Raw genomic sequence first — 10,402 nt, forward strand, 5'->3', positions numbered from 1 at the left:
GCAAGTCACGCACCGCCGAGCCGCTGTACCCAGGCTCGTCTGTAGGCAGGTGCCTTGTCCACGGCGGGCGGGATATCTAACCCACTGGAAAATCCATGTCGTTATCCCCAAACCCTCAGAAACTACCCACAGATTCCCCGGACGAGCCAGAAAATATTACCCATGAAACAAGCAGCTTTGGCTCTCAATCTCAGTGTGAAGAAAACTCGCAAACGCGAGTTCCTGGAGCAGATGGAGCGAGTCGTGCCGTGGGGCGCGCTGGTCGAACTCATTGCCCCGTTCTATCCAGAAGGTCGCAATGGCAGGCCACCCTTTTCGTTGATGACCATGCTGCGGATTCACTTCATGCAGCAATGGTTCACCTTGTCGGACCCAGGTATGGAAGAGGCGTTCTTCGACACACCTTTGTTGCGCGAGTTTGCGCAGCTTGAGGGGTTTGCCCGCCTGCCCGATGAATCGACCATCCTGCGCTTTCGCCACCGGCTGGAGAAACACAAACTCGCAGAGAAAATTCTGGTCACCGTCAACGAACTTCTGACCCAGCGCGGATTGCTACTCAAGGCTGGCACCGCAGTAGACGCCACCCTAATTCCAGCACCGTGCTCCACCAAGAATAAAGACAAAGCACGCGACCCTGACATGCACTCCAGCAAGAAGGGCAACCAGTGGTACTTTGGCATGAAAGCTCATATCGGCGTCGATGCGGATTCTGGATTAGTGCACACCGTGCGTGGAACCTCTGGCCACGTCAGTGATATCGTTGAAGGCAGCACTTTGCTGCACGGGCAGGAAACGGTTGCCTTTGGTGATGCGGGTTACCAGGGAATCGAAAAGCGCCCTGATGCCAAGACGGGGGTCACCTGGCATGTGGCCATGCGTCCTGGCAAGCGCCGTGCGCTCAACAAAGAAAACGAGGTCGACGCCATGATCGACCGGGCAGAAAAACTCAAGACGGGCATCCGGGCCAAAGTGGAGCACCCGTTTCGGGTGCTCAAGTGCCAGTTTGGCTTTGTGAAGGTTCGCTATCGTGGCTTGAAGAAAAACACGGCACAGCTCTTCACGCTGTTTGCGCTGTCCAATCTGTGGATGATGCGCAGCAAATTGATGGTGACTGTTGCATGAGTGCGCCCGAAAACAGGGCGAAGGCTTTGCAAAGGGCGAAACTAGCCCAACAGGTCCCCGAAAACAACGAAATTCCAGGGGATTGCTCGTAAAGTCCCACCGCCTCAAAACTAACCGACCACTACTCCAATTGGCGGTGAGTTATTCAGACCATCCTTAACGGCGGATAGGTGAGAGCAGTCAAGACAATCGCCCAGCTGCGGCAGCTGCGAGAGCAGCCGCTGTGGAAGCTGCTCGCCTCAGATAAAGCCCCGATGGTGCTGGGAGTGTTGCAACACCTGCTGTAGCTGGGCGAGGAGAAGGTTGTTCCCGCTTCGGTGCTGCTCGAGAAGCTACAGCAGGAGTTGCAGCAGCTCAAAGGCGCCGGAGAGGACATGGCGCAGAGCGCCCCAGCGTATTTGACCTTGTGGTTGTCAGAGGGATGGCTTACACGGCGCCTGGCGTCGGCGAAAAGAGGTTCCTCCGGAACTTGACAAACCGGCTGCTCGATGAAGGTGGCAACGTGCACGAGGTGCTGCAGACTTTCTCGCGCAGCTTGCGTACCTTCGTCCAGAGTCGGGAGTACCAGGAGCAACGCCGCTTCAGCGCCGTTCTGCGGGAGTCCCAGCGCGACGCCTTGGCCATCAAGGAGCAGATTCGCCCCAACCAGGATGTCGGCTTCTCGTTGTGGCTGCCGAGCGCCCAGCTACGCTCGGCAGCGCAGTGGCGGCTCTACGATCCGGCAGACCGTGCCGCCGCTGGCGGAATGGAGGACGCGCCCAAGTCGGGCATGACCTTGCAGGACATTGCGAGCATGGTGCGCAACTCCGAAATCGACTTCGGCGTTCTGCGCCGCAACATTTACGAGCGCCTGCAGCAGTCCTCAGTGGTTGGCATCGAGGAGCTGCTGCGGGTCTACCCGCATCGCGCCACTTCTTTGTGCAGTGCGGTGTGCCGTCCTGGCAGGAGACCGAGAAAACGCTGGGGGTGATCGGCACGCCGCTGGTGAACACGCACTCGCACTTTTTGCGCACCGCCACGTATGGCGACACCCTGGATATTCACACCTCCATCCCCGAATGGCGGGAGAAAAGTTTTGTGCAGCGTTACCGGGTGATGCGGGCGGCGAATCTCATCATGGAATGTGATGAAGTGCGCATCTTCGCCGGCCGCCGCGCCGACAACCCGGAAGCAATCCGGGCCTTGCCGATTCCGCCGGAGATTCGCAGCCTCTGCGATTGAAGCCAGGCAGGCGTCGGGGCGCCTATTGCGAAAAAAGGCGTGCAGCCAGCGTCGTTCTGGCGCGCTGCAATGCGGGCAGGAAGGCGTCTCGAAACTCGATCATGGTCATGCGTTCGGCACGCACGGCGATACTCATGGCGCCGACGGCATTGCCGGCCCGGTCGCCCACCGGAACAGCCATCGAGCGCACCCCGGTCTCCAGCTCTCCGTCATTGGTCGCATACCCGTCGTTGCGGCAGCGCTCCACCAACTTCACAATCAGCGATGCGTCGACCACGGTTTCGGCTGTAAGCCGCGGCCGAGGCATGCCATGCACCCGGCGTGCCGCGTCTTCCGGAGCCATGCTTGCCAGCAAGACCCGGCCCATGGCGGAACAGTACACCGGCAAGCGCGAACCAATGCCCAAGCCCGTACTGAGGCTGCGCCGGGCCGTTGACCGCGCGATGATGATCGCGTCATCGTCCAGCAAGGTTCCCAGCGACGCGGATTCACGCGTCCGCTCCGACAACGCGTCCAGCAGAGGCTGGGCCAGCGAGGGCGTGGGGCGCGAGGCGAGGTAGGCGTGGGCAACCAGCAGGCTACGGGGAAGCATCCAGAAATGCTTGCCGTCACCGCCCAGATAGCCCATCGCCTGCAATGTGAGCAGCGAACGCCGGGCCGAAGCGGGTGAAACATCGGTCAACCGGGCCACTTCCGAAACAGTCAGGCGGCTGTGCTGGCGGCCGAAACAGGTCAGTACCTCCAGGCCCTTTTGCAGGGAAACAACGATATTTTTGTCCTGCATGCTCTGATCTCCATCAAGAATTAGGGACACATTTTGCGCATTACGAAAATGTAGCTTGTTTCACCGGCTCCTGAAAGGGCACACTCGACATCCTTTGACGTGGTTACGGAGACTAATAAATGACAACACCTTTCAACCGGCGTATCGGCGCCGCGCTGCTCGCCAGCGTCTGCCTGATCGGCAGCGCGATCGCCCAGCCAACGGACAAGTCGGTCAAGCTCATTGTTCCCTTTCCAGCGGGCGGAACGGCCGACATCCTGCCGCGCATTCTTGCGGAAAAAATGCGCGGGAGCTTCCCCGCAGGCGTCGTGGTGGACAACCGCGCAGGCGCGGGGGGCAACATTGGCGCCGACCTGGTGTATCGCGCCGAGCCGGATGGCACAACGCTGCTCGTATCGCCACCGGGGCCCATCGCCATCAACCACAACCTCTACAGCAAGCTCGCTTTTGACCCGACGCGCTGGACGCCAGTCACCATTGTCGCAACCGTGCCCAACGTGCTGGCTGTCAGCAACAAGCTCCCGGTCAAGAGCCTGGCCGAGTTCATTGCTTACCTGAAGGCCAACCCGGGCAAGGTCGGTTATGCCTCGCAAGGCAACGGGTCCACCTCGCACCTGACAGCCAGCCTGTTCATGCAACTGACCGGGACCGAAATGACGCACATCCCCTACAAGGGAACCGCTCCGGCGTTGGTGGACCTCATCGGCGGACAGGTCGACGTGTTTTTCGACAACCTGAGTTCTTCCATGCCTTTCCACCAGGCCGGCAAGCTGCGGATCCTCGCGGTAGCCGACGAGCAGCGATCGACAGCGTTGCCGCAGATCCCCACTTTCGCAGAATTGAAGCTTCCTGCCATGAATGCGGTGACCTGGTTTGCCGTCGTGGCGCCCCCGACCACGCCCGCGGCGGTGGCGGGGTCCATGCAGAAGTCCTTCGCCGACGCCCTGGCTTTGCCGGACGTCAAGCAAAAATTCGCGGAGCAGGGGGCGGAGCCGCGCGGCTGGTCGCCCGAGCAGACCGGCCGCTTCATCCGCGCCGAAACCGAAAAATGGCACAAGGTGATTCAAAGCGCCAAGGTGAAACTGGAGTAAGCGGCATGCGTGAACAGCCTATCCACTGGAGAAGCCCCGCGCTGACGCGGATTCCCTACAGCCTTTACACAGACCGAGATCTGCCATCGCTTGAACAGGAACGCATTTTCAGGGGAAACATCTGGAACTACCTCTGCCTGGAAGCCGAACTGCCGGACACGGGCAGCTACCGCACCACTTTCGCCGGGGAGACACCGGTCGTGGTGGTGCGTGACGGCGACAATGAAATCTATGCCTTCGAAAACCGCTGCGCGCACCGGGGCGCCTTGATTGCCCTGGAAAAGTCGGGCAAAGCGGAAAATTTCCAGTGCGTCTACCACGCCTGGAGCTACAACCGCCAGGGCGACCTGACCGGCGTGGCCTTCGAGAAGGGCGTCAAAGGCCAGGGCGGCATGCCGCCCGACTTCTGCAAGGAAGAGCACGGTCCGCGCAAGCTGCGCATCGCCACCTTCAGCGGCCTGGTGTTCGGCAGCTTCTCCGAGGACGTACCCGGCATCGAGGAGTACCTGGGCGACGAAATCTGCCAGCGCATCGAGCGGGTCATGCACAAGCCGGTGGAAGTCATCGGGCGCTTCACCCAGGCCCTGCCCAACAACTGGAAGCTGTACATGGAGAACGTCAAGGACAGCTACCACGCCAGTTTGCTGCACCTGTTCTTCACCACCTTCGAGCTGAACCGCCTATCGCAAAAGGGCGGCGTGATCGTCGACGAATCGGGGGGCCACCATGTGAGCTTCTCGATGATCGATACGACAGCTGAAAAGGATTCCTCTTACAAGGACCAGGCCCTGCGTTCGGACAACGACCGCTACCGCCTCAAGGATCCCAGCCTGCTGGCCGGCTTCACCGAGTACAACGACGGCGTGACACTGCAGATCCTGTCGGTCTTCCCCGGCTTCGTGTTGCAGCAGATCCAGAACTGCCTGGCCGTGCGACAGGTTCTACCCAAGGACGTGGACCGCACGGAACTGAACTGGACCTATTTCGGCTATACCGACGACACGCCGGAGCAGCGCAAGGTGCGCCTCAAGCAGTCCAACCTGGTCGGCCCGGCGGGCTTCATTTCCATGGAAGACGGCGCCGTGGGCGGCTTCGTGCAGCGCGGCATTGCCGGCGCCAGCAATATGCAAGCGGTGGTCGAGATGGGCGGCGACCACGCCGGCTCGAGCGAAGGCCGCGCCACCGAGACCTCGGTGCGCGGCTTCTGGAAAGCCTATCGCCACCACATGGGCGCCTGAGCTGTCACACGACAAGAGAACCATCCCATGATCGACCTGCTGGCCCTATGCACCTTCAACGCCGCCTACGCCCATGCCATCGACAGCGATGCGCTGGAGCAGTGGCCCGGCTTTTTCACCCCGGACTGCCACTACCGGATCACCCATGTCGAGAACGAACAGGAAGGTTTGGCTGCCGGCATTGTCTATGCCGACTCGCGGGCCATGCTGGAGGACAGGATTGCCGCCTTGCGCGAAGCGAATATCTACGAACGCCAGCGTTATCGTCATCTGCTGGGCATTCCCCTGCTGGAATCAGCCGACGCCGGCGCCGCCCGGGCGCGCACGCCCTTCATCGTGGTGCGCATCATGGCGACAGGCCAGACCGAGGTATTCGCCACCGGCGTGTACCGCGACCGGTTTGTGCGGCAGGACGGAAAGCTGCTGCTCGCCGAGCGCGTCGCGATCTGCGACAGCACGGTCACCGACACCCTGATGGCCCTGCCGCTGTGAGGCCTGCCACACCGCGCCTGGCGCTGGCGCTGGGCGACCCCAACGGGATTGGCCCGGAAATCGCCCTGAAGGCACTCCATGCGCTCAGTGCGGAGGACAGGCAGCGGATCACGGTCTTCGGGCCCGCCGCCGTGCTGCAGCGGACCGCCGCCGCCCTGGACCTGTTGGCGCTGCTGCCGGAACTGCACCACGTCGAAGCCGGCGCGCTGCCGGACAGCGCGGCCGTGCCGGGCCGCATTGACCCCGCCGCGGGCGCCTCGGCGGTCGCATCGGCGACCGCCGCGATCAACGCCTGCCGCGCGGGCAAATTCGGGGCGGTCATCGCCTGCCCCCACCACGAGACCGCCATCCACCAGGCCGGCATCCCGTTCAGCGGCTACCCCTCGCTGCTCGCCCGCGTGTGCGGCTTGCCCGAGGACGAGGTATTCCTGATGCTGATCGGCGGCGGCCTGCGCATCGTGCATGTCACGCTGCACGAAAGCGTGCGCACGGCGCTGGACCGGCTGACGCCCGAGCTGGTGCAGCGTGCGGTGCGCGCCGGGGCCCGCACCTGCGCGCTGCTCGGCGTGGAGAACCCGACCATCGGCGTGTTCGGCATCAACCCGCACGCCTCGGAAGGCACGCTGTTCGGCCCGGAAGACGCGCACACCGTGGTGCCGGCGGTGGCGCAGCTGCGCACGGAGGGTTACCGCATCGACGGCCCGCACGGCGCCGACATGCTGCTGGCGCAGCGCCGGCACGACCTGTACGTGGCCATGCTGCACGACCAGGGACACATCCCCATCAAGCTGCTGGCGCCCAACGCGGCCAGCGCGCTAAGCATTGGCGCCAACGCGCTGCTGTCCAGCGTGGGCCACGGCAGCGCCATGGACATCGCCGGCCGCGGCGTGGCCGACCCGACGGCCTTGCTGCGCACCATGGCCCTGCTGTCGGGCGTGCCGGGCCGCGAAGAACAAAAGTCAATTCCGGCATGACCCATCGCATTTCCATCGACACTGCCGAGATCGCCTTCGACTGCACGTCCGGTCAGAGCGTACTTGACGCCGCCTTGCTCGCCGGCATCGAGCTGCCCTATTCGTGCCGCAAAGGTGTTTGCGGCAGTTGCGCAGGTAGCCTTGCCGCCGGTCAGGTGACGGGCATCAATGGCGCGGCGATCCGCAACGACGCCTGCACGTCCGGCCAGGTGCTGTATTGCATGTGCACGCCTGTTGCCGACGTGGTGCTGCGGCCCACGTCCTGGAAGCGGCTGGACCCCTCCGCACGCAAGACTTTCACCGCCAGGGTGTTCAGCAACGAACTCGCCGCACCCGACGTGTCCGTGCTGCGCCTGCGCCTGCCCGCCGGTCAGCGCGCCAGGTTCCAGGCCGGCCAATACCTGCAGGTTCTGCTCGATGACGGTAGCACCCGCAGCTACTCCATGGCCAACCCGCCGCAGGAAAGCGATGGCGTGACCCTGCACATCCGACACGTTCCCGGCGGACGCTTCAGCGCGCAGGTGGCACAGCTGGTCCCTGGTGACACACTGCAGGTCGAACTGCCTTTCGGTCAAGTGGCGCTGCGCGCTGACGATGCCCGGCCCATCGTGTTCGTCGCTGGCGGCACCGGCTTCGCGCCGGTGAAATCCATCCTCGACGACATGCTCAAGCGCCGCGTCAAGCGCCCCGCGACCCTGATCTGGGGGGCGCGCGAGGCGAACGGCCTTTACCTGCGGCCGGCGGTGGAGCGCTGGCAAAAGCAGTGGCCGGACTTCCGCTTCATTCCGGCGCTCAGCGACGGTCCGGTCGACTCCGTCACGGGCGCCTTCACCGGCCGCGTAGACCAGGCGCTGCGTGCGAATTTCACCGCCCTGTCCGGCCACGTGGTCTACTGCTGTGGCTCACCGATGATGGTGAGCGCGGTACGCAGCGCCGCTGCAGAAGCGGGGCTCGCTCCCGATGATTTCCATGCGGACGTGTTCGTCCCCGGCCCGTCCGCGCAGCCAGCGTGACCGTCTGACCGGGGTTCTGTCGCGTTGCCGGCTGATGAACGTGTTTTGGGTAGGAACGGATGCCAGCTCCTCAAACGGGACGGATTTGTCCTGCCAGTGAATAAAACTGGTCAGCAAAAGACAGCTTGATGCAGCCTTGCAGCAGGAGCTGACCTTTACGGATCATGTGCATGAGTTCGATGCCGGCCAGGACATTTCTGGCTGCCCGAAATGACTTGAAGTTGAGCATCGGTTTGGTGACTCGCTTTACTGCCCTGTGGTCCTGCTCAACGATGTTGTTCAGATATTTGAATTGCCGCACGATGATGGGCGTTTCGCCTCGGCCATTGATTTCATCCATGGCCGCCTTGTTAGCACCGCTCTTGTCCATCGTGACCTTTTCGGGAAAATCGCTGGCCTTCATGGCTTTTTCAAAGAACCGCAAGGCTGCGGCCTTGTCGCGCCTGGCCGTCAACAAAAAGTCAACCGTCTTGCCTTCCTTGTCCACGGCGCGGTACAGGTATTTCCAGGCGCCCTTGACCTTGATGTAAGTCTCGTCCATGCGCCAACTGCCGCTCACCGGGCGCTTGTGCTTGCGAAAGACCTTTTCAAGCAAGGGCAGAAACTGGATCGCCCAGCGGTTGATTGAAGAGTGGTCGACAAACACACCGCGCTCCTCCATCATCTCTTCGAGATGGCGGTAGCTCAACGGATAGGCCGCGTACCAACGGATGCACACCAAAATGATGTCGATTGGAAAGCGCATTCCTTTGGTTGCCAGCATCTCGTTTCATACCCGTCGTAAAAAAGAGCTCAGCATAAATGAGCAGGCGGTACGACCGCCAATGCGACAAAACCGCTTCAGCCCGCGTCGTCCGCGAATTTCTCGCCGACGTCGCCGATCACACGACGCGAACATGGGTGGTTTCGGACTATGGGGCGGATCCGCACTTGCCCTGGCGGCGTCATGTCGCCTTGGGCTGACCGGGGCCCCGATCTCGGCGTTCCACAATCCCCCCGTCAGCGTCCCCAGAAACACCGCTACATCCACGTCGAAGAACGCCGCATTGCAGTCGGTCAAGCACAAGCGGGTGCAGCTCGCGGACGCCTCAGGTCAACGGCGGGGCGTTCAGCCGCTCCAAGGCCCTCTGCCGGATTTCCTGGACCAGCCGGCTCATTGCTTCCGAGGGAGAGCGATCGACTCGCTGGGTCAGACCCACAGGACCTTCGGTCATTCGTGTGTCGAGCGCCAGACGGACGAGCGCGCCTTCGCTGAGATCGTCCTCGACCACGCCGAGCGGCACGCACCAGACCGCATCCGACTGCAGCACGTAGCTGCGGCCGAACGAGACGTCGATTGTCTCGATCGTCTCTTTCGCCAACCCCATCCCACTGGCCAGAAAAAACCGGTCTGCGGCTTCGCGGATCTGGGTGCCGGCATCGGGCAGGACCAGCCGGTACCGGGACAGCGTGTCGGCAGTGATGCGACGGCGTCGTGCCAGCGCGTGCGCGGGGCGCACCGCCAACACGAGAGGCTCGGTATAGAGGTGCTCGAACGTGAGCGCCTGCATGGCCGACGGCTCCGCCAGGCGACCAATGACGAGGTCAAGTGCACCTTGGTGCAGGGCCGCAATCAGCTGCGCATTGCTGCCAGTGCGCACCGTGACACGTGCATGCGGTAAGTCGGCGGCGAAGCGCAGCAGTGCCGGCGGCAGTATGGTTGCTGCGACGTTCGGCAACGCCCCGATCAACAAGGCGGGCGCATCGACGGTGCGCTCGTCCGAGATGCTGTCGAGGCCTTCGCGGATCGCTCGCAGGCCGCTGCCGGCGTACCGCAGCAGCACCCGGCCCGCACTTGTGAGTTTCAATCCCTTGGGCGTGCGCTCGAACAGGCGTTGGCCGACGATCTGCTCCAGATCCGCGAGCGTCTTGGATACGGCGGGCTGCGTGACCGAAAGCACTTCAGCAGCGCGCATCAGCGTGCCTTGTTCCGCAACGGCCACCAAGGTATGAAGGTGTCGGATCTTGAGGCGGTTGATGCTGACCATGCCGAAGCATAACAAGGTGGAATACCGCCGCGACGGAGTTTCAGTGGCCAGCGGCGGCCAATCTCCTTAGAGTCGCCCGATGTCCACGCGCCGCCCCAACTTCGTCATTTTCCTTTCCGACCAGCACCGCGCCGACCTCTTGGGCTGCGCTGGCCATCCCGTGTTGCGAACCCCGCACATCGACAGCATCGCGGCACGCGGTGTTCGTTTCGAGCGGTTCTATGTCGCCAATCCCGTGTGCATGCCGAACCGGGCGAGCCTGATGACCGGCCGGCCATCGTCCGTGCACGGTGTGCGCAGCAATGGGCTGCCGCTGCCAATGGACGAAGTGACCTTCGTCGAGCTGCTGGCAGAGGCCGGCTACGCCACCGCACTGGTGGGCAAGGCGCACTTGCAGAACAACACCGGCCTGCCCCCCAAGCTGGAGCGCGCCGCACCCC

13 protein-coding genes are annotated in these 10,402 nt (G+C 62.9%); 10 read left to right on the forward strand and 3 right to left on the reverse strand.

What is annotated here, in order from left to right; translation table 11 throughout:
- Positions 1 to 162: 162 nt before the first annotated feature.
- The 4 genes from B7G52_RS22290 to B7G52_RS22300 all read left to right on the forward strand — a co-directional run bounded on the left by B7G52_RS22290 (position 163) and on the right by B7G52_RS22300 (position 2,343).
- Positions 163 to 1,122: an IS5 family transposase gene (locus B7G52_RS22290; RefSeq protein ID WP_096699857.1), complete on the forward strand. Its 960-nt coding sequence runs from the start codon at positions 163 to 165 to the stop codon at positions 1,120 to 1,122.
- A 287-nt stretch (positions 1,123 to 1,409) separates the two neighbouring features.
- Positions 1,410 to 1,595: a DUF3375 family protein gene (locus tag B7G52_RS24510; protein WP_141397530.1), complete on the forward strand. Its 186-nt coding sequence runs from the start codon at positions 1,410 to 1,412 to the stop codon at positions 1,593 to 1,595.
- The gene (locus B7G52_RS22295) at positions 1,592 to 2,092 is read left to right on the forward strand and encodes a DUF3375 family protein (RefSeq protein ID WP_170954851.1); all 501 of its coding nucleotides are present in this window, start codon (positions 1,592 to 1,594) and stop codon (positions 2,090 to 2,092) included. The genes B7G52_RS24510 and B7G52_RS22295 overlap by 4 nt, the downstream gene beginning before the upstream one ends.
- Positions 2,053 to 2,343 (forward strand): acyl-CoA thioesterase, encoded by a 291-nt coding sequence (locus B7G52_RS22300; RefSeq protein ID WP_371329059.1) that lies wholly within the window; start codon positions 2,053 to 2,055, stop codon positions 2,341 to 2,343. Before B7G52_RS22295 ends, B7G52_RS22300 begins: the two co-directional genes overlap by 40 nt.
- A 22-nt stretch (positions 2,344 to 2,365) precedes the next feature.
- On the opposite strand, the gene B7G52_RS22305 is transcribed toward B7G52_RS22300, so the two are convergent.
- Positions 2,366 to 3,127: an IclR family transcriptional regulator C-terminal domain-containing protein gene (locus B7G52_RS22305; protein WP_096699859.1), complete on the reverse strand. Its 762-nt coding sequence runs from the start codon at positions 3,125 to 3,127 to the stop codon at positions 2,366 to 2,368.
- 119 nt (positions 3,128 to 3,246) lie between these two features.
- Between B7G52_RS22305 and B7G52_RS22310 the strand changes: the two genes are divergently transcribed.
- The 5 genes from B7G52_RS22310 to B7G52_RS22330 are packed head-to-tail and all read left to right on the forward strand — an operon-like array spanning position 3,247 to position 7,935.
- The gene (locus B7G52_RS22310) at positions 3,247 to 4,218 is read left to right on the forward strand and encodes a tripartite tricarboxylate transporter substrate binding protein (RefSeq protein WP_096699860.1); all 972 of its coding nucleotides are present in this window, start codon (positions 3,247 to 3,249) and stop codon (positions 4,216 to 4,218) included.
- Positions 4,219 to 4,223: 5 nt separating this feature from the next.
- Complete coding sequence (locus tag B7G52_RS22315; RefSeq protein ID WP_096699861.1) at positions 4,224 to 5,456, forward strand: aromatic ring-hydroxylating dioxygenase subunit alpha; 1,233 nt, start codon at positions 4,224 to 4,226, stop codon at positions 5,454 to 5,456.
- A 27-nt stretch (positions 5,457 to 5,483) separates the two neighbouring features.
- A complete protein-coding gene (locus B7G52_RS22320; protein WP_096699862.1) occupies positions 5,484 to 5,948 on the forward strand; it encodes a nuclear transport factor 2 family protein in 465 nt (154 codons plus the stop codon).
- The gene (locus B7G52_RS22325; RefSeq protein WP_240523588.1) at positions 5,945 to 6,922 is read left to right on the forward strand and encodes a PdxA family protein; all 978 of its coding nucleotides are present in this window, start codon (positions 5,945 to 5,947) and stop codon (positions 6,920 to 6,922) included. Before B7G52_RS22320 ends, B7G52_RS22325 begins: the two co-directional genes overlap by 4 nt.
- Entirely contained in the window at positions 6,919 to 7,935 is a 1,017-nt protein-coding gene (locus tag B7G52_RS22330) for an FAD-binding oxidoreductase (RefSeq protein ID WP_096699863.1), read from the forward strand. Before B7G52_RS22325 ends, B7G52_RS22330 begins: the two co-directional genes overlap by 4 nt.
- A 70-nt stretch (positions 7,936 to 8,005) precedes the next feature.
- On the opposite strand, the gene B7G52_RS22335 is transcribed toward B7G52_RS22330, so the two are convergent.
- Both B7G52_RS22335 and pcaQ read right to left on the reverse strand, forming a co-directional pair.
- Positions 8,006 to 8,698, reverse strand: coding sequence for an IS6 family transposase (locus B7G52_RS22335; protein ID WP_096699864.1), 693 nt, complete (start codon positions 8,696 to 8,698; stop codon positions 8,006 to 8,008).
- A 325-nt stretch (positions 8,699 to 9,023) separates the two neighbouring features.
- Complete coding sequence (gene pcaQ / locus B7G52_RS22340; RefSeq protein WP_141397529.1) at positions 9,024 to 9,962, reverse strand: pca operon transcription factor PcaQ; 939 nt, start codon at positions 9,960 to 9,962, stop codon at positions 9,024 to 9,026.
- A gap of 79 nt (positions 9,963 to 10,041) precedes the next feature.
- Here pcaQ and B7G52_RS22345 point away from each other — a divergent pair.
- A partial coding sequence (locus tag B7G52_RS22345; protein ID WP_170954852.1) for a sulfatase-like hydrolase/transferase occupies positions 10,042 to 10,402 on the forward strand: 361 nt, incomplete at its 3' end.

Source organism: Polaromonas sp. AER18D-145 (assembly GCF_002379095.1).
In the GTDB taxonomy this organism is placed as follows: domain Bacteria; phylum Pseudomonadota; class Gammaproteobacteria; order Burkholderiales; family Burkholderiaceae_C; genus Polaromonas.

What these genes read in the sequence shown, in the direction of transcription:
- B7G52_RS22290 (WP_096699857.1), top strand. Translation starts at nt 163, where the DNA reads ATGAAACAAGCAGCTTTGGCTCTCAATCTCAGTGTGAAGAAAACTCGC.
- B7G52_RS22305 (WP_096699859.1), bottom strand. Translation starts at nt 3,127, where the DNA reads ATGCAGGACAAAAATATCGTTGTTTCCCTGCAAAAGGGCCTGGAGGTA.
- B7G52_RS22310 (WP_096699860.1), top strand. Translation starts at nt 3,247, where the DNA reads ATGACAACACCTTTCAACCGGCGTATCGGCGCCGCGCTGCTCGCCAGC.
- B7G52_RS22315 (WP_096699861.1), top strand. Translation starts at nt 4,224, where the DNA reads ATGCGTGAACAGCCTATCCACTGGAGAAGCCCCGCGCTGACGCGGATT.
- B7G52_RS22320 (WP_096699862.1), top strand. Translation starts at nt 5,484, where the DNA reads ATGATCGACCTGCTGGCCCTATGCACCTTCAACGCCGCCTACGCCCAT.
- B7G52_RS22330 (WP_096699863.1), top strand. Translation starts at nt 6,919, where the DNA reads ATGACCCATCGCATTTCCATCGACACTGCCGAGATCGCCTTCGACTGC.
- B7G52_RS22335 (WP_096699864.1), bottom strand. Translation starts at nt 8,698, where the DNA reads ATGCTGGCAACCAAAGGAATGCGCTTTCCAATCGACATCATTTTGGTG.
- pcaQ (WP_141397529.1), bottom strand. Translation starts at nt 9,962, where the DNA reads ATGGTCAGCATCAACCGCCTCAAGATCCGACACCTTCATACCTTGGTG.